Origin of the sequence: Hydrogenophaga laconesensis (assembly GCF_031457235.1) — a bacterium.
GTDB classification, from domain to species: Bacteria; Pseudomonadota; Gammaproteobacteria; order Burkholderiales; family Burkholderiaceae_C; genus Hydrogenophaga; species Hydrogenophaga laconesensis.
Map to the genome: position 1 here is coordinate 94,952 of NZ_JAVDWE010000013.1, position 18,287 is coordinate 113,238.

At 66.7% G+C, this 18,287-nt stretch carries 15 protein-coding genes and 1 pseudogene; 6 read left to right on the forward strand and 10 right to left on the reverse strand.

All coding sequences use genetic code 11. The features are described 5' to 3' along the window. Positions 1–129: 129 nt before the first annotated feature. Positions 130–1,005: a class I SAM-dependent methyltransferase gene (locus J2X09_RS20240; RefSeq protein WP_204735077.1), complete on the reverse strand. Its 876-nt coding sequence runs from the start codon at positions 1,003–1,005 to the stop codon at positions 130–132. A 53-nt stretch (positions 1,006–1,058) separates the two neighbouring features. Here J2X09_RS20240 and J2X09_RS20245 point away from each other — a divergent pair, with 53 nt between their 5' ends. The 3 genes from J2X09_RS20245 to J2X09_RS20255 all read left to right on the forward strand — a co-directional run bounded on the left by J2X09_RS20245 (position 1,059) and on the right by J2X09_RS20255 (position 3,313). After that, positions 1,059–2,099 (forward strand): serine/threonine protein kinase, encoded by a 1,041-nt coding sequence (locus J2X09_RS20245; protein WP_204735078.1) that lies wholly within the window; start codon positions 1,059–1,061, stop codon positions 2,097–2,099. Positions 2,100–2,378: 279 nt separating this feature from the next. Then, a complete protein-coding gene (locus tag J2X09_RS20250) occupies positions 2,379–2,828 on the forward strand; it encodes a MarR family winged helix-turn-helix transcriptional regulator (protein ID WP_204735079.1) in 450 nt (149 codons plus the stop codon). Positions 2,829–2,884: 56 nt separating this feature from the next. Next, complete coding sequence (locus J2X09_RS20255; protein ID WP_159596270.1) at positions 2,885–3,313, forward strand: organic hydroperoxide resistance protein; 429 nt, start codon at positions 2,885–2,887, stop codon at positions 3,311–3,313. 100 nt (positions 3,314–3,413) lie between these two features. On the opposite strand, the pseudogene J2X09_RS20260 reads toward J2X09_RS20255, so the two are convergent. The 9 genes and pseudogenes from J2X09_RS20260 to J2X09_RS20300 form a co-directional block, all read right to left on the reverse strand. Beyond that, positions 3,414–3,749: pseudogene (locus J2X09_RS20260) on the reverse strand (hypothetical protein); the annotation flags it as partial. 101 nt (positions 3,750–3,850) lie between these two features. Next, positions 3,851–4,810 (reverse strand): response regulator, encoded by a 960-nt coding sequence (locus J2X09_RS20265; protein WP_204735080.1) that lies wholly within the window; start codon positions 4,808–4,810, stop codon positions 3,851–3,853. Between the two features lie 25 nt (positions 4,811–4,835). Continuing rightward, positions 4,836–6,017, reverse strand: coding sequence for a hybrid sensor histidine kinase/response regulator (locus J2X09_RS20270; protein WP_204735081.1), 1,182 nt, complete (start codon positions 6,015–6,017; stop codon positions 4,836–4,838). Next, positions 6,004–7,341, reverse strand: a complete 1,338-nt coding sequence (locus tag J2X09_RS20275) for a sensor histidine kinase (protein ID WP_204735082.1) — start codon at positions 7,339–7,341, stop codon at positions 6,004–6,006. The genes J2X09_RS20270 and J2X09_RS20275 overlap by 14 nt, the downstream gene beginning before the upstream one ends. Then, positions 7,334–8,764, reverse strand: coding sequence for a class I SAM-dependent methyltransferase (locus tag J2X09_RS20280; protein WP_310309158.1), 1,431 nt, complete (start codon positions 8,762–8,764; stop codon positions 7,334–7,336). Before J2X09_RS20280 ends, J2X09_RS20275 begins: the two co-directional genes overlap by 8 nt. Before the next feature lie 118 nt (positions 8,765–8,882). Beyond that, positions 8,883–10,829 carry a molecular chaperone HtpG gene (gene htpG, locus J2X09_RS20285; RefSeq protein WP_204735083.1) on the reverse strand — a complete coding sequence of 649 codons (1,947 nt, stop codon included), beginning with the start codon at positions 10,827–10,829 and terminating at the stop codon, positions 8,883–8,885. A gap of 82 nt (positions 10,830–10,911) precedes the next feature. Further along, positions 10,912–12,144, reverse strand: a complete 1,233-nt coding sequence (locus tag J2X09_RS20290; protein ID WP_204735084.1) for an esterase/lipase family protein — start codon at positions 12,142–12,144, stop codon at positions 10,912–10,914. A gap of 258 nt (positions 12,145–12,402) precedes the next feature. Further along, the gene (locus tag J2X09_RS20295; protein WP_310309162.1) at positions 12,403–13,491 is read right to left on the reverse strand and encodes a pseudouridine synthase; all 1,089 of its coding nucleotides are present in this window, start codon (positions 13,489–13,491) and stop codon (positions 12,403–12,405) included. 7 nt (positions 13,492–13,498) lie between these two features. After that, positions 13,499–14,233 carry a Crp/Fnr family transcriptional regulator gene (locus J2X09_RS20300; RefSeq protein ID WP_204735086.1) on the reverse strand — a complete coding sequence of 245 codons (735 nt, stop codon included), beginning with the start codon at positions 14,231–14,233 and terminating at the stop codon, positions 13,499–13,501. A gap of 161 nt (positions 14,234–14,394) precedes the next feature. Between J2X09_RS20300 and J2X09_RS20305 the strand changes: the two genes are divergently transcribed. The 3 genes from J2X09_RS20305 to J2X09_RS20315 all read left to right on the forward strand — a co-directional run bounded on the left by J2X09_RS20305 (position 14,395) and on the right by J2X09_RS20315 (position 18,205). Next, the gene (locus tag J2X09_RS20305) at positions 14,395–16,341 is read left to right on the forward strand and encodes an AMP-binding protein (RefSeq protein ID WP_204735087.1); all 1,947 of its coding nucleotides are present in this window, start codon (positions 14,395–14,397) and stop codon (positions 16,339–16,341) included. A gap of 22 nt (positions 16,342–16,363) precedes the next feature. Beyond that, the gene (locus J2X09_RS20310; RefSeq protein ID WP_204735088.1) at positions 16,364–17,161 is read left to right on the forward strand and encodes an ABC transporter ATP-binding protein; all 798 of its coding nucleotides are present in this window, start codon (positions 16,364–16,366) and stop codon (positions 17,159–17,161) included. 114 nt (positions 17,162–17,275) lie between these two features. Beyond that, positions 17,276–18,205, forward strand: a complete 930-nt coding sequence (locus J2X09_RS20315; RefSeq protein WP_204735089.1) for a branched-chain amino acid ABC transporter permease — start codon at positions 17,276–17,278, stop codon at positions 18,203–18,205. Positions 18,206–18,287 lie beyond the last annotated feature (82 nt).

Sequence of the window (18,287 nt, forward strand, 5' to 3'; positions counted from 1 at the left end):
TGGACGAATCCTGCAAAGCGTGTAGGACACGCGCTGAAAACACCAGGACGTCAGGCCATCAGCGAAAGCTGAACAGAGCGCCGTGAACACGGCAACGGGAATGCCTGGTGGGAAGGAGGCGAAAAGCAGTCAAGCCGCGAAACGCTGGGTGAGCTCTTGCAGGTGGAATTCTTCGAGCACCTGCTGCAGGCGTTGCCGGGCACGCTCCTGCGTGCCATGGCGATCCGGGCCCATTCTACGGGCGAGGATCAGTTCGTTCTTCATCGAATGTTCCCACCCCACCAGCTCGGTCACCGTCACGCTGTAGCCATGGGCTTCGAGTTGCAGGCAGCGCAGCACGTTGGTGATCTGGCTGCCGAACTCGCGGGTGTGCAACGGGTGGCGCCACAGCTCGGCCAGCGGCGTGCGCTTGAGGGCGAGCGCCTTGTGCTGCCGCATCACGCCCGCCACCTCGGCCTGGCAGCAGGGCACCAGCACCATGTGGCTGGCCTGTTTGGCCAGGCCGAACTGGATGGCGTCGTCGGTGGCGGTGTCGCAGGCGTGCAGCGCGGTCACCACGTCGATCGTGGCGGGCAGCGCCGGATCGGTCAGTGCCGCCTGCACCGTGGTGGCCAGGAAGTCCATGCGCCCGAAGCCCAGCCGCCCGGCCAGCGCGCGCGATTTCTCCACCAGCTCGGCACGGGTTTCCACGCCGGTCACGCGCCCCACCAGCTTGTCCTTGAAGAACAGGTCGTACAGGATGAAGCCCAGATAGGACTTGCCGGCGCCATGGTCGGCCAGCGTCACATCACCGCGCGCAGCAAGCACCTCGGCCAGCAGGGGTTCGATGAACTGCACCAGGTGATACACCTGCTTGAGCTTGCGGCGCGTGTCCTGGTTGAGCTTGCCTTCGCGGGTGAGGATGTGCAGTTCCTGCAGCAGCGGGATCGACTGGCCGGGCCGCAGTTCGGGCAGTTGCTCCTGGAGCGTGGGCGCAGGTCGCGCATTCGCCTTGTGTTTCGACATGCAGCGATCATAGGCGCAGGCTTTCCCCCTCCTGCAGGCAGCGACAATCCTGCATGGCCAACGAACACGACAAAGACCACCCCTACAGCGCCCTCACCCCCGACGTGGTGCAGGACGCCCTCGCCCACATCGGCCTGTGGGGTGACGGGCGCATGAGCGCGCTCAACAGCTTCGAGAACCGCGTGTACCAGATCCACCTGGAGTCGCCCGTGGGCGGCGTGGACCAGGTGGTGGCGAAGTTCTACCGCCCCGGCCGCTGGAGCGATGCACAGATCGCCGAGGAGCACGCGTTTGCCGAAGAGCTGGTGGCGGCCGAGGTGCCCGCCGTGCCGCCGCTGCGCGTGCAGGGCGAGACGCTGCACCACTTCGGCGGCTTCACGTTCGCCGTGAGCCCGCGCCGGGGCGGCCGGCGCCCGGAGCTGGACGATTTCGAAGTGCTCGAATGGACGGGCCGGTTTCTGGCCCGCATCCATGCCGTCGGCGCCCGGCAGCCGTTCGTGGCGCGCCCGGCGCTGGATGCGGCGAGCTTCGCGCACGAGCCGCGCGAGTGGCTGATGGAGCATGGTGCCATCGCACCCGAGGTGCGCAGCGCCTGGGCGGCGGCGCTCGAGGAGGCGCTGGCCTTGATCGAGTCGCATGCTGTGCTTCGCGGCGGGGCGGCCGAGGAGCCAGACGGCATCCGGCGCCTTCGCCTGCATGGCGATTGCCACCCGGGCAACATCCTGTGGACACCGGAAGGGCAACCGGGTGCCGGTCCGCATTTCGTTGACCTGGACGATGCGCGCATGGGACCGGCGGTGCAGGATCTGTGGATGCTGCTCTCGGGCGACCGGCGCCAGCAGACGCAACAACTGGGCGCGCTGGTGGATGGCTACGAGCAGTTCCGGCCATTCGACCGGCGCGAGCTGTCCCTGATCGAGCCTCTGCGCACGCTGCGCCTGATCCACTACAGCGCCTGGATTGCGCGCCGCTGGGACGACCCGGCGTTCCCCATCAACTTCCCCTGGTTCGGCAGCCGCGACTACTGGCAAGGACAGGTGGACATGCTGGTGGAGCAGGTCGAGGAAATGCAGGGGCCGCCTTTGATGGCCTGAATTTTCTTTCGCTGCGTTTCTTTCACGGGCCTCGCAGTGGGTCGGTGGCGGTGCCCGCCTGCGCTGGCCTTATTCGCGGTTGCCACAGAGGCTGAGAACAGACCAAGGCGTTGACATCGTGGTCTTTGAAGACCCGGACAGCCCCCCGCGACAAGCCGGCGCCTGGATTGACCGGACCACCCGACCTCCCCCACCCGCCACACCAGAAACCCCCAACATAAAAATGGTTTTCAGCAATTAAATTGCACACAATTTAATTGAAGCATACAGTCCACACCCATGAACACGCAGCGCCTCTCCCCCGACCAGGTCCTCAAGCTCGACCACCAGTTGTGCTTCGCGCTGTACTCCGCCTCCCTGGCCATGACCAAGCTCTACAAGCCCATGCTTGACGAGATGGGCCTGACCTACCCCCAGTACCTCGCCATGCTCGTGCTCTGGGAGAACGACGGCATCACCGTCTCCGAACTCGGTGAACGCCTCTACCTCGACTCCGGCACCCTCACTCCCTTGCTCAAGCGCATGGAGGCCGCCGACCTCGTCACCCGCCTGCGCGACGTGGAAGACGAACGTCGCGTGCTCATCCGCCTCACCGCCGCCGGCCGCAAACTCAAGGCCCGCGCGGCACGCATCCCGGGCTGCGTGCTGCAGGCCACGCAATGCGACGTCTCCGAGGCCATCGACCTCACCCGCCAGGTGCAGACCCTGCGCGACCGCCTCATCGCCTGATCCCATCCCCTTTCAACCCCGCTTCATGCCGAAGCTATTCAACCCAGGAGCCCACCATGCCCACATCCCTCGACAAAGTTCTCTACACCGCCCGCGCCCACACCACCGGAGGTCGTGAAGGCGCCTCGCGGAGCGACGACGGCCTGCTGGACGTGAAGCTCTCCCCGCCCAAGGCCATGGGTGGTGCCGGCAACGCCACCAACCCGGAACAGCTCTTTGCCGCCGGCTACTCCGCCTGCTTCATGGGTGCCCTCAAGCACGTCGCCGGCATGAAGAAGGTGGCGGTTCCCGCCGACGCGTCCATCGACGCGGAAGTGGACATCGGCCCGATTCCCGCCGGCTTCGGCATCGCCGCCCGCCTGGCCGTGAGCCTGCCGGGTGTGGACCGCGCCGTGGCCCAGGACCTGGTGGACACCGCCCACAAGGTGTGCCCCTACTCCAACGCCACGCGCGGCAACATCGACGTGACGATCACGCTGAAGTAAGCCCCGAGGCGATGCCCAGCAAAAAAGCCCGCCGGTTCGCACCGGCGGGCTTTTTGTTTGATGTGTGCTCGTGGCCTCGCGGCCCGTCTCAGTTGCGCTCGTGCGGATCGTGGATCACCGTGCTCGTGCCCACACCCACCCCGACACGGGCATTGCTGTTGCCCACCCCCGTGCTCACGCCGACGCCCGCGCCGGCACTCACCTGGCCGCGCTGGTTGACGCCCACGCCGACACCGACCGGGCCCACCCCCGTGCTCACACCCGCACTCACGCCACCGGTTCCGGCGCCCACACCAATCGAGAACGGGCCCAGCGGCACACCAATGCCCACGCCAACGCCCATGGAACCGCACCCCGCGAGCAGCGCCGCGCCCGCCAGCAACACGCCAGCGGCACAGCGGTGCGCAAGAGACAGGTGGGTGGAAGAAGTGGTCATGGCCGGGTCCCTCTCAGCGGGCAAATGGAAAACAGATGCCCATTGTGACCGCCCCGACGGACAAAAGTGCCCCGGTGATGCAACGTTTCGTCACAAGCCCTTCAGGCCGTCGCCCGGCCCAGGCGCTCAATGGCGTCCGCCAGCCAGTCGGCCGGCAGCAGCGCCGCAGCATCCGCTTGTCGAACGGCCCAGCCGCTGTCGGCCACCACCACCTCGGCCAGGCCGCCCTGCCAGAGCAGCCATGCCAGCCAGGCGCACTCGGCGACCGTGGGCGCTTCGCCTGCGGGACTCGACAGCAGGGCGGTAAGGGCCTGGGCATCGGCCACCAGCACACGGTCACCCTGCAGCTCGCCATTGAGCGCCTGCGCCAGCACCGGGAGGGCGCCCGCGCCGTCGGGCTGAGAGCCGAACTCTCGCAGCCAGTGGCGCAGGTGCGCCGCCACCGCAGCACCGCGCTGCGCCTCGGCCTGCACCAGGTCGGCGTGGTCCCAGCGGTGCCAGTCGATGGAAGGCTCCACCTGGCCCATCCGCAAGGCGGCCTGGGCAAAGCGGTGCACCGCCTGCTCGTGGCCATCGGCATGCACAGCCGCGCCCACCATCAGCAGGGCAGAGAGGCGGCTGGCCAGCAACTGGCCCTGTTGCGCCATCAGCTTGTCACGCATCAGGCCATCGCGCTCGCTGCGCAGCTCGGCCAATTCCAGCGCGTTCTTCAGGTCGGCGCGCAGGCTTTCCAGTTCCCAGGGCTTGTTGATGTAGCGGTAGATCTCGCCGGTGTTGATGGCCTCGATGGCGTCGCCCAGTTCGGAATAGGCGGTGGTGAGCATGCGCACGACGGCGGGGTAGTACTCGCGTGCGTGGCGCAGCAGTTCGTTGCCGTACTCGCCGGGCATGCGCTGGTCGCACACCAGCACGGCGACTTCGGCACCGTGCTCGGCCAGCATGGACTTGCCCTCTTCCACAGAGCTCGCGGTCAACACCGGGGCGAGAGGGCCCACCAGGCGTTCGAAGTACTTCAGGGCCATGGCCTCGTCGTCGACGTACAGAATTTTCACGGGCTTCACGGATTCTCCTGAGGGATGGCTGTGGTTATTGGGCGGAAGGGAAATAGAGCGACACGGTGGCGCCCTGCCCCGCCTCGGACCTGACGACGATCGAGCCCCCCAGCGAGGTCAGCACGCGCCGGCAGAACACCAGCCCCATGCCGCTGCCGCCGGAGGCCGCCCGGGTCGTCATCGGCTCATGGGTGAGGCGGCCCAGCACCTCGGCCGGAATGCCGGGACCGTTGTCGCGCACATGGATGACGGCCTGCACTGGCAGACCCGGGGCGGGTGCTCCACGGCCCAGGGCCACGTGCACATTCGGCCGGGCCGGTGGATTCGGCCGCAGGGCGAGCATGGCGTTCTTGACCAGCGTGCACAGCACCAGATAGAGCAGGTCGCGCCGGCCCGGGAGCACGAAATCGGCCTCCAGGTCGCTGGTGAGCCATTCGGCTTCGTCGTTGTCGAACGGGTATTCGTCGCGCACCGCCTGCACCAGGTCGCTGGCGCGCAGGCTGGGTGCGCTGTCGGGCTGGTAGGCGTCGCGCGCGGTCTGGACGAAGGTCGACACCAGCGACTGGGCATATTCCGCGCGGCGCTGCGCCGCGTTGATCATGAACAGCACATCACCGGGCTTCTGCTCCTGGATGTGAGCCACGCCGCTGTCACCCGTCAGGGGATCGAGGTGGCGGTCGCGCATGGCGGACAGGTAGCCCTGCACGGTGGCCAGCGGCGTGGTGACTTCATGCGCCAGAAAACCCAGCGTCTCACGCAGCGTGGCCGCGCGGCGGTCCAGCAGCGCGCGCTCGCGCGCACGCTCCTGGCTGGACTGCAGGGCCTCGCGCAGGGCCTGCCGCGTCAGGGCCTCGTCCAGCGGTTTTTCCAGAATCTTCTCCACATGCCCCTGGTTGACGGCGGACATCGCGACGTCCTTGTCGGCATAGGCCGACACCAGCAGGCGCGAGACGTGTGGAAACAGCTGCCGGGCTTCACTCAGCAGGGCCACCCCGTCGCGCCCCGGCATCGCGTAGTCGGTGAGCAGCACGGCCACTTCATGGCCGCGCCGCGCCAGCAAGGCCAGCGCCTCGTCCACGCTGCCAGCGGTGAGCACCACGAACTCGTCGCCATACAGGCGCGCAAACCACTTGCAGGCCTGCGGCTCGTCGTCCACCATGAGGATGGCATGGGCGCCCAGGGCGCCGCGCGTCACAACGGCTTCATCGGGTTTCATTCAGAGGCCTCGGCAAATCAAACGTGAATTCGGTCCAGCTGCCCAGTTCACTCTCCACCGCCAGCGTACCCCCATGGCGCTGGACAATGCCGTAGCTCACGCTCAGGCCCAACCCCAGGCCCGCCCCCACGTCGCGCGTGGTGAAGAAAGGTTCGAACACGCGGGTCAGGTTTTCGGGGGCGATGCCCGATCCGTTGTCGCACACCGACACCCGCAGGCGGTCACCATTCGGCGTGACCGTCACCGCGATGCGGGGCTGCTCCCGCCTGGCCGCCTGCAACGCCAGCGCGGCGTTGCTCAACAGGTTGATCAGCACGCCGATGATGGCAGGCTCGTCGCCCAGCACATGGCTGTCCTGCGGCAACTCGATCGGCACCTCGATGCCCTTGAGTTCGTAACCCGCAAGACGCACCGCCGAACGCACCGCGTTCTCCAGCAGGAAGGGGCGCTGGCTGTCCTGGCCGGGCTTCTGGTAGGCGAAGGTCTTGAGGTCGGTGACGATGTTCTGGATGCGCTGCATGCCCTCACGCGCATCGTTCAGGCTCTCCTTGAGCATGTCGTCGGTCTGCGCGCCCTTGCAGCTCAGACCCATGTTGATGGCCATCAGGCTGTAGTTCACCGGGTTGTTGAGTTCGTGCAGCAGGCCGGCCGACAAGGTGCCGATCGCGGCCATCTTCTCGCGCTGCAGCAACTGGCCCTTCACCTCGGCCAGCGTTGCATTGATCTCGCTGAGCGAAGCATTCTTCTCCGACACCTCGTGCTGCAGCTGGAACAGGCGCAGGCGGGCCTTTTCGTTGAACCACGTGCACACCGCACTCGCGCCGGCCGAGAACAGGATGAACAGGGTGTTCGTCACGAGGCGCGGCAGGTTGCTGGACGCATCCGGATGCAGGGCACAGGCCAGCACATACAGCACGATGGTCAACACCCCGAAGCCGATGCCTTCGAAGAAGCTGATCGGCAGGATGATGCCCACCGCATAGAGCGCCAGGTGCAGGCCGACGAAATAGATCGACTGGGCACCATCCGTCTCGTAGATCATGAAGGCGATCATGACCTGCGGCAGCAGCAGCCAGAGCATGGTCAGCGAGCGCACATGCTCGCGCCCGAAATCGGTGAACAGCAGGCGCAGCACGCCCAGCGTGAGCGCGACCACCAGCAGCCGCAGCAGCGTGAACTCGAGCAGGCGATCCGGATAGGAGAAGTAGTCGAGCCCGATGCCGGCGAGCACCAGCACGATGGACGTGACGCTGCCCGCCTTGCTGTACGTCAGACGGAAGTCCGAGAGTTGCTGCTCGTACGGCGAGCTCGGCCGGTTAGCCATTCTCAAGCGCCATGGCCTTCAGGTGTGCGTTGACCACGACTTCCGCGAAGATGTTGACCCCGGTGGCGTCGGTGTACAGCGTGGCCGGGGCGTTCACCTCCTGCATCACGGACAGCATCTGCTTCTCGTCGCGGTAGATCAGATGCCACTCCAGCAGGTGCTCCATGCCGTAACGCTCGGGGTTGTCCGAGTGCACGTTGGTGACCAGCAGGTTGGCGCCGGGGTTGCTGCGCGAGAGGAAATAGCGGATCAGCCTCGAGCAGACCTTGTCGGACAGGTAGTCGAACAGGCCTGCGCAATAGATGGTGTCGAAACCCTCGCCGTCGCGCGGGGCGGTGTCGCGCGTGGCGCGCTTGAGCAGTTCGTGCACCGATTCGTGCACGTATTCCACGTTCACTGTCGCCTTGTGCAGGTGCGCCGCCTCTTCGATCTTCTGGCGCGTGTAATTCAGGGTCTCCAGGCTGAAGTCCATCAGCGTGAACTGCAGGCGCGAGAGGTCTTCGCCGGCGGCAATGAGCTTCTGGATCTCCACCCCCGGCCCACAGCCCACGTTCAGGATGCGGACCGGCCGGTCCCGTTCGGCGGCGAAGGCCACGGCCTTCCTGAGGAAGCCGACCAGAATGTCGATGCGGTTGCGGTGCGCCTCGGCCACCGCCGCACGCAGGAACATGGCATTGACGAGCTGGATGTAGGTGCTGCCGCCCTGGCGCGGATCGCCCAGGATCTGGTTGACCATCTCGTAGTCGCCCGCGTAGCCCAACGGCTTGGCGAAGGTGCGGTAAACGAAAGGCGCTCGCAGCACCAGCGGGTGCAGCGCCGCCTGCGCATAAGCCCGGTGCAGCAGCGCGTCCTCCTCGGGCAGCCGCGAAGCCTCGCCTTCCAGCCGCACGAGAAACTCCTTGCCCTTGACCATCAGGGGTTCGGCGATGGCGTTGAAGACGTCGTCCGTGAGGCGGCCGTCGGGCAGCCGGGGCAGCGAGTCGACCAGGTCGGCCTGGTCGATCCACCGTGCCGTCTCGGCGAGGAAGGCGCGGAACTCGCTGATGGTGACCTGGTAACTCTGCCGGATCTTGAAGCGCGACTCCCAGTCGGCCACGAAGCGCATCGCCTCGTCGCGCACCTGGTTCACGTTGCCGCGGATCGCGTTGAGGTCGGACCACTCGTCGATGAGCGCGACCGAGATGACCGCCATCAAGCCGGTGTTGAGCAGGCTGACCACCACCGCCTTGCCCTTGTAGATGATGCGGTCACCCGAGCGGATGGTCAGCTCGTTGAGCACCTCGCTGACCTGGACGATGGAGTACGGGTTGTAGATCTCCATCACCAGCGAACGCCGCTGCAGGCTGGTCAGGGTGCCGCGTGCACTCTCCCCCTGGCTGTTGCGGAAGGTGACGACGTGATCAAAAGGGCGCTGTAGGTACACGTTGAGGCCGCTGAATCAGATGGTCGGGGCAGGTGCCGTGCACTGCGCCTTGAAAGACTCCCCGGCCCCGAGTGTAGTGGTCAACCGCATACCCTCCACCGGTATGCAGCCATCCGTGTCAGGCCAGCAGGGCGTTGACGCGTTTCACATAGGCCGCCGGGTCGTCCGGCAGACCGCCTTCGGCCAGCAGGGCCTGGTCAAACAGGATGTGCGCGAGATCATCGAAGTGCGCGCTGCCTTCGAGCTTCTTCACCAGCGCGTGCCCGGCATTCACCTCGAGGATGGGCCGCACCTCGGGCGCAGGCTGGCCGGCCTGCTTGAGCATGCGGGCCAGCTGGGTGGAGTAGTCGCCGTCCTCCACCACCAGGCAGGCAGGTGAATCGACCAGGCGCGAGGTGACGCGCACGTCCTTGGCCTTGTCCTTGAGGCTCTCCTTCAGGCGTTCCAGCACGGGTTTGAAGGTTTCGGCAGCGGCCTCGGCGGCTTTCTTCTCTTCCTCGTCCTGCAACGAACCCAGGTCCACCGCGCCCTTGGCCACGCTCTGCAGCGGCGTGCCGTCGAATTCGGTGAGGAAGGACAGAGCCCATTCGTCCACGCGGTCGGTCATGAGCAGCACCTCGATGCCCTTCTTGCGGAAGACCTCCAGCTGCGGGCTGTTCCGGGCGGCGGCGCGGTTGTCGGCGGTGATGTAGTAGATCGCCTGCTGGCCCTCCTTCATGCGGGCCTTGTAATCGGCCAGCGCGGTCAGGCCGTCGGCCTGGGTGCTGGCGAAGCGCAGCAGCCTGGCGATCTTGTCGCGGTTGGCGAAGTCCTCGCCCAGGCCTTCCTTGAGCACGGCACCGAACTCGGCATAGAACGCGGTGTACTTGCCCGCGTCCCGGGCGGCAGCGGCCTTCTCCTCTTCCGACACCACATCGGTCACGCCATCGGCGCCTTCGGTGGCGGCGGGGACCCCATCCTTTTTCGCCAGGTCTTCCAGCATGGCCAGCACGCGGCGTGTGTTGCCTTCGCGGATGGCTTTCACGTCCCGGCTTTCCTGCAGCAGCTCGCGGCTCACGTTGAGCGGCAGATCGGCCGAATCCACCACGCCCTTGACCCAGCGCAGGTACGAGGGCATGAGCGCTTCGGCTTCGTCCATGATGAAGACACGGCGCACGTACAGCTTGATGCCGGCCTTGCGGTCGCGATTCCAGAGGTCGTGCGGGGCCTTGGCCGGGATGTACAGCAGCTGCGTGTACTCGGTGCTGCCTTCCACCCGGTTGTGGCTCCAGGCCAGGGGAGCCTGAGAGTCATAGCTGAGGTTCCTGTAGAACTCGGCGTACTGCTCGTCACTCACCTCCTTCTTGCTGCGCGCCCACAGCGCGTTGGCGGAGTTGACGGCTTCCCATTCGTCCTTGAGCACCTGCTCGCTCTTCTCGGCGTCCCATTCTTCCTTCTGCATGAGGATGGGCAGGCTGATGTGGTCAGAGTACTTGCCGATGATGGACTTGAGCTTCCAGCGGTCCAGGTAGTCGCTCGCATCGTCGCGCAGGTGCAGGATGACGCTGGTGCCGCGCGCGGGGCGTTCGATGGTCTCGACCTCGAAGTCGCCCGTGCCACCGCTGGTCCAGCGCACGCCCTCGGCCGCGGGCAGGCCGGCACGGCGTGATTCGACGATGATCTTGTCGGCCACGATGAAACCGGAGTAGAAGCCGACGCCGAACTGCCCGATGAGCTGGGCATCCTGCTTCTGGTCACCGCTCAGGCGGCTCATGAAGTCCTTGGTGCCGCTCTTGGCGATGGTGCCGAGGTGGTCGATGGCTTCCTGCGCGCTCATGCCGATGCCGTTGTCGGTGATGGTGACGGTGCGGGCTTCTCGGTCGAAGGCGACGCGCACCTCAAGGTTGGGGGCGTCCTCGAACAGGGCAGCGTTGTTGAGGGCTTCGAAGCGCAGCTTGTCGCAGGCGTCGGACGCGTTCGAGACGAGCTCGCGCAGGAAGATGTCCGGGTTGGAATAGAGCGAATGCGTGACCAGGTGCAGCAGCTGCGCCACTTCGGCCTGGAAGGACAGGGTTTGTTTGCTCATGGGAGTCGACAGGCAGAGAAAAAGGAAACGCGCTCGGGTGAGAGCGCAACGCGAGGCGGAATTATGGGCGGGACGCCGGATTTCAAGCGTCAGGCGGGGGCGGCTCCAGCCATGCCAGCAACTGCCGGGCCACCACCGGGCTGGACAGCAGCTCCAGGTGGCCGGTGCGGTAGACGGTGCGCTGGCTGTCGCGCGCGAACACCAGCCGGAACCGGCGGTCGTCGTGCTGGCCCAGCGCGCTGCGCAGGGGCACCAGGCCATCCCCCGTGAGGCGGTCGGCCAGCAGCCCGCGTCGCGGGGCGAGCGCCGCTGCCACGGCGAAGCAGGCCACGCCTTCGGGCAGCGGCAGCGGCTCGTGCGCCCCTTCGCGCACGCGGCCCTGGTGCAGGTCGGTGATGCCGGCGCTGCGCAGCTGGCCCAGGCGCGTGAAGGGCGCGGTGAACGGCGTGGCCGCCAACAGGCCGTTGAGCCACTGCCCGGCGCGCTCCAGGGGCGCGCCATGGTGGGGCGTGCCGAGGAACACCAGGTGCCGCAGCAACGGGCGCCAACGGTGCGCGGCGGCCCGCGCCGCCTCGCAGGCCGCGCGGGCCACGAGCCCGCCCATGCTGTGGCCGATGAGGGTGATGGACTGCAGTGGCACCGGCCACTGCGCTGCGAGCCACTCCAGCTGGCGCGCCAGTTCGCGCCCGTTGGCAGCGATGTGCAGGCCGCTGTTGTAGCGCACGTAGACGGTGGTGGCGCCCAGCGCCTGTGCGAGGAACTCACCGTGGTCGTGGCCGTTGCGCCGCCACTGGGTGTCGTTCATGCAGAGGCCGTGGACCAGCACGATGAGGTGGGACGAGGCGCCGGCCAGGCGGTCGTGCAGCAGAGCGGTGCTTTCCAGCGGAAGGCGCCGGCCCTGGTGGCGCAGCTCCAGGGTTTGCGCCAGGGGGTTGTCGATGGCCTGGAGCCGGTCGCCCATCACACCGTTGAGTGCGGCGAGCACGGCCTCGCGGCCGGGCGATGGATCGGGTTGGCGCGTGGGGTCATCGACCATCGGGAGCAGGAGGGCGAGCGCACCATCGAGCCCATGGCCCACGAGTTGCGTCACGCCGCGGATGCCCTGGTAGATCTGTCCTGTGAGGCCACCCGCACGATCGGGGGCGATGCCTGCCGGCAGGCCCAGGCGGTCGCGCACCGACTGGTGCACGCTCTCAGCGATGCCGATGGCGCCGGTGGTGGCGTGCGACACGAGTTGCGCGGCGGCCTTGAGGTCGCTGGGCCTCACGTGGCGCAGCAGGGCATCGCGGGTGGGGTTGGGAGGCGGCTGGGTCATGGGGCATTGTGTGGGGGTTGTGGTTTTTTTGTGTGACGGTTGGTTGGTTCTGGCTTGCTGGGTTGGGGAGGTCGGGTGGTCCGGTCAACCCAGGCGCCGGCTTGTCGCGGGGGTCTGCCCGAGCGTGCGAATACCGTTTTGTCAACGCCTTGGTTGGTGCTCAGCCTCTGTGGCAACCGCGAATAAGGCCAGCGCCTGACTTGCCCGGAGCAGGCGGGCACCGCCATCGGCCCACCGCGAGGTCACCGCCAGAAAAACTTAGAAAGACTCGGAAGCCGAAAGAAACCGCCACTGCCCCACCGGCAGATTCCCCAGCACAACCCGTCCGATGCGGATGCGCTTGAGCCCGACCACATGCAAGCCCACCTGCTCGCACATGCGGCGGATCTGGCGCTTCTTGCCCTCGGTGAGCACGAAACGCAACTGCTCCGGGTTCTGCCAGTCCACCTGCGCGGGCCGCAGCTTCTGGCCGTCCAGGCTCAGGCCGTGGCGCAGCAGCGCGAGCTGCGCTGCCGGAAAGACCGCCTGCACATCCTGCGTCACCAGGCCGGCGCCCTGCGGGCCATTGGGCGCGAAATGCACGCGCACCAGGTACTCCTTCTCCACGCCACTGCTCTCGCCGATCAGCTGACGCGCCACCCGGCCGTCCTGCGTGAGCACCAGCAGGCCGGTGGAATCGATGTCGAGCCGGCCGGCCGGCGCCAGATTGCGCGTGTGCTCCGGCACAAACCGCCGGCCATCGCTGGGTGTGCGCGCATCGCCCCGCCACTGGCTCGGCGCGCCGATCAGGGTGGCGGCGGCCTCATGCCCGTCCTCGGGCTGGCCGCTCACATAGCCCACCGGCTTGTGCAGCAGGATGGTGACCTGCCCGCTCTGCTGGTGGCGCGCCTGTGGCGCCACTTCGATGTGTGCGTCGGGTGGCACGGGCTGGCCCATCACCGCCGGTTCGCCGTTGACTTTCACCCAGCCGCGCGCGATCCATTCGTCGGCCTCGCGGCGCGAACACAGACCGAGATCCGCCATCCGCTTGTTGAGGCGGATTTCGCCGCGCACGTTGCCCACACGGGCGAGGTCGGGCCGATGGGGTTGCGTCGTCGGGCGTGGAGCAGGCGCGGACGCGCGGGGCGGGTGGCCGGCGCGCTGGTTGTCGGGGGCGTTGCGCGGGGCACTGCGGGCCGGTGCAGGCTCGCGCGGCGGCCTGGGTGCAGAAGCCGACACGCTTTTGGCGCGCGCAGGGCCGGGTGGCCGAACCGGCGCGCGGCGTGGCGCGAACGGATCGGCGGCGGGTTTGCTGGCAGCGCCCGGTTTGAGCTTGAGCGTGCGGGCAGCGGGTTTGTCTGTGGTCATGCGGGGATCATCCTTCATCCAGCGTGCCTGAGCGCAGCGCGGCCAGATTGAGCACGCGCAGGCCACCGTACTCCACGCGGATCCAGCCCCTGGCGGCCAGCGTGGTCAGCGCCTCGTTGACGCGCTGGCGCGAAAGGCCCACCAGGTAAGCAAGCTCCTGCTGGGTGATGCGCAGGACCCCGCCCACGTTGGGCGAGAGCAGCGGGTGGAACAGCGAGGCGAGGTTGCGCGCCACGCGCAGGTCGGGGCTGTTGAGCCGGTCGATTTCGCGCGCGGCGATGAACTGGCCCAGGCGTTCGTTGAGCTGGTGCATCACGAAGCGGTTGAAGCCGATGGAGTGGTCCAGCAGCCAGTCGAACGTGTCCACAGGCAGACCGGCCACGCGGCTCTTGCGCAGCGCGAGGATGTTGTACCGGTACTGCTCGTGCTTGAGCACCGTGCCCTCACCGAACCAGCCCCCAGGCGCCACGCCGGTGAAGGTGATCACGGGGCCTTGCGAATCGTCGTTGCTCATCTTGAGCAGGCCATCGACCAGGCCGAACCAGTACGTGACCGGGCGCCCGAAGCGGCAGATGTAGTCGCCCGCCTCGGCGTCACCCACCACCAGGGCGGCCACGGCGCGTTCGCGTTCGATGGGCGTGAGGCTGTCGAGCCAGGGAATCTCGGCCAGTTCGGCTTCGGTGGGCGGGCGCTTGCGATCGCGCAGGACGGTGCCGGAACGGGTTGAGGTGTGGGGGTGCATGGGGTCAACCCTTCTAGGGAAAGTCCTAGGAGGGATGACCCGAGATTGTCGTCGAACCGACAACATGACGTCAAACGAAGACCTACCATGCGCCACATGACGGAATGTCCTGAAGGGCATTCCTGGCACCGGCGCCGTGAGGCCGGCCTCAGGAGACATGCATGCAACACACGTTCCCCCGGCTCTTGCTGGGTCACGCGAAAAGCCGACCGCAGGGGGCGGCGATGCGCGAGAAGGAATACGGCATCTGGCAGACGACGACGTGGGCCGGCATGGCCGGGCTGGTCGAGGCGCTGGCCTGCGGACTGCATCTCGCCGGGCTGCAGCGCGGTGAGCATCTGGTGGTCATCGGCGCGAACCGTCCCCGCCTCTACGCCACCATGCTGGCCGCGCAATCGCTGGGAGCGATTCCCGTGCCGCTCTACCAGGACGCCGTGGCCGCCGAGTGCGTCTTCCCCATCAACAACGCCGAGGTGCGTTTCTGTGTGGTGGAAGACCAGGAGCAGGTCGACAAGATGCTCGAAATCCGCGAGCGCTGCCCGCAGCTCAGCCACATCTACTACGACGATCCGCGCGGCCTGCGCAACTACGACCAGCCCGGGCTGGACAGTGTGGAAGCCCTGATCGCGGCGGGCCAGGCCCATTCAAACGCCCACCCGGGCTTCTTCCTCGAACAGGTGGAACAGGGCAAGCCCGACGACGTGGCCGCGATGTTCTTCACCAGCGGCACCACGGGCAACCCCAAGGGCGTGGTGCACAGCCACCGCACCCTGATCGACCGCGCCACCGTGGGCTCGAAATTCGACAACCTCACGCCCGCCGACGAGGTGCTGGCCTACCTGCCACCGGCATGGATCGGCCAGAACATCTTCAGCTACGCCCAGTGGCTGGTGGCGGGTTATGTGGTGAACTGCCCCGAGTCGTCGTCCACCGTGACCATCGACCTCAAAGAGGTCGGCCCGACCTACTACTTCGCGCCACCGCGCGTGTTCGAAGGTCTGCTCACCAGCGTGATGATCCGCATGGAAGACGCAGGCGCGATCAAGCGCGGCATGTTCCACCGCTTCATGGCGCTGGCGCGCCGCGTCGGCCCCGACCGCATGGACGGCAAATCCCTCGGGCTCATCGACGCCATCAAGTACCGCCTGGGCGACTGGCTGGTCTACGGGCCGCTGCGCAACAACCTCGGCATGAGCCGCGTGCGCGTGGCCTACACCGCGGGCGAGGCCATCGGGCCCGACCTGTTCTCCTTCTACCGCTCGATCGGCATCAACCTCAAGCAACTGTACGGCTCCACGGAGACCGCCGTGTTCGTCTGCCTGCAGCCCGACCACGAAGCCCGCGCCGACACGGTGGGCGTCCCCTGCGACGGCGTGGAGATCAAGCTGTCGGAGACGGGTGAAATCCTGGTGAAGTCGCCCGGCCTGCTCAAGGGCTACTACAAGAACGAGGCCGCCACGGCCGAGGTGCTCACGGCCGACGGCTGGTACCACACCAGCGATGCCGGCTTCATCGACGCTTCGGGCCATCTGAAGATCATCGACCGCGTGAAGGACGTGGGCCGCATCAAGGGTGGCGCGCACGACGGCGCCATGTTCGCGCCCAAGTACGTGGAGAACAAGCTGAAGTTCTTCTCGCACATCAAGGAAGCCGTGGCCTACGGCGACCAGCGCGAACGTGTGTGCGTGATGGTCAACATCGACTTCGAGGCGGTGGGCAACTGGGCCGAACGTCGCAACCTGCCCTACGCCGGCTACACCGACCTGGCGCAGAAGCCCGAGGTGTACGAACTCATCAAGGACTGCGTGGAGAAGGTCAATGCCGACCTCAGCCGCGACGCCCTGCTCGCGGGCAGCCAGATCAGCCGCTTCCTGGTGCTGCACAAGGAGCTGGACGCCGACGACGGCGAACTCACCCGCACGAACAAGGTGCGCCGTGGCTTCATCGCCGAGAAGTACGCCGTGCTGGTCGATGCGCTGTACGAGGGCAAGACCGAGCAGTACATCGAAACGCAGGTGAAGTTCGAGGACGGCCGCACCGGCTCCGTCAGCGCCACGCTCAAGCTGAGCGATGCGAAGACCTTCACCCCCGTCAAGGCCGCGGCCTGAGCCCGAACACCCCGCTCCCACCATGACACAGAAGAAGATCGGCGACGTTGTCCTGAACGTCCAGAACATCAGCCTGCGGTTCGGCGGCGTCAAGGCGCTCACCGACATCAGCTTCGATGTGCGCGAGCACGAGGTGCGGGCCATCATCGGCCCCAACGGCGCGGGCAAGAGCTCCATGCTCAACTGCATCAACGGTGTGTACCAGCCGCAGGAGGGCTCGATCAGCTTCCGCGGCCGCACCTTCCGGCACATGAACAGCCGCCAGGTGGCCGAGATGGGCATCGCCCGCACGTTCCAGAACCTGGCGCTGTTCAAGGGCATGAGCGTGATCGACAACCTCATGACGGGGCGCAACCTGCGCATCCGCAGCGGCCTGCTTGCTCAGGCGTTCCGCAATCCCTTCGGCATTGGCGGCGCGCAGAAGGAGGAAGAAGCCCACCGCGAGTTCGTCGAACACATCATCGACTTCCTGGAAATCCAGGCGCACCGCAAGACGCCGGTGGGACAACTCCCATACGGCCTGCAGAAGCGCGTCGACCTCGGCCGCGCGCTGGCCATGGAACCGCAGGTGCTGCTGCTCGACGAGCCCATGGCGGGCATGAACCTCGAAGAGAAGCAGGACATGAGCCGCTTCATCCTCGACGTGAACGACGAGTTCGGCACCACCATCGTGCTGATCGAGCACGACATGGGTGTGGTGATGGACATCTCCGACCGCGTGGTGGTGCTCGACTACGGCAAGAAGATCGGCGACGGCACCCCGGACGAGGTGCGCAGCAACGAGGAGGTCATCAGCGCCTACCTCGGCACGAGTCATTGATGAACACCCCCGCGGCGCTCCGCGCGTCCCCCTCAAGGGGGCGGTGCCAGTGGCCTGGCAAAGCCAGTTCCACGGCACCCCTGGACGGACCCCTTCTCGCGAACGGAATTGACCATGGCATTCTTTCTTGAAACCTTGTTCGGCGGCCTCATGGTGGGCATGCTGTATTCGCTGGTGGCCCTGGGCTTCGTGCTGATCTTCAAGGCCTCGGGCGTCTTCAACTTCGCGCAGGGTGCGATGGTCCTGTTCGCCGCGCTGGCGATGGCACGCCTGTCCGAATGGATTCCGCAGTGGATCGGCATCGACAACAAGTGGGTGGCCAACGTGGCTGCGTTCGCGGTGGCGGGCTTCCTGATGTTCATCATGGCCTGGCTGATCGAGCGGCTGGTGCTGCGCCACCTGGTCAACCAGGAAGCGGCGACGCTGCTCATGGCCACGCTGGGCATCACCTACTTCATCGACGGCCTGGGCCAGACCATCTTCGGCAGCAACATCTACAAGATCGACATCGGCATGCCCAAGGACCCGGTGTTCGTGCTGGACTCGGTCTTCCAGGGCGGCCTGCTGCTCAACCAGGAGGACATCATCGCCGCCGCCATCGCCGCCGCCATGGTGATCGTGCTCTCGCTGTTCTTTCAGAAGACCGCCACCGGCCGCGCGCTGCGCGCCGTGGCGGACGACCACCAGGCGGCACAGTCCATCGGCATTCCGCTCAACCGCATCTGGGTGATCGTGTGGTGCGTGGCCGGGCTGGTCGCGCTGGTGGCGGGAATGATCTGGGGCTCCAAGCTGGGCGTGCAGTTCTCGCTGACCACGGTGGCGCTGCGCGCCCTCCCGGTGGTGATCCTGGGGGGCCTCACCTCGGTGCCCGGCGCAATCATCGGCGGCCTGATCATCGGCGTGGGCGAGAAGCTCTCCGAGGTCTACCTTGGCCCCTTCGTGGGTGGTGGCATCGAGATCTGGTTCGCCTATGTGCTGGCGCTGGTGTTCCTGCTGTTCCGGCCTCAGGGGCTGTTCGGCGAAAAAATCATTGATCGCGTATGAAATACGCGGGCAATGATTTTTCAGCAGAGGCTCACTTTGCGCAGCAAAGTGATGCCGTAGCCAAAAGATCATCGATCTGAAA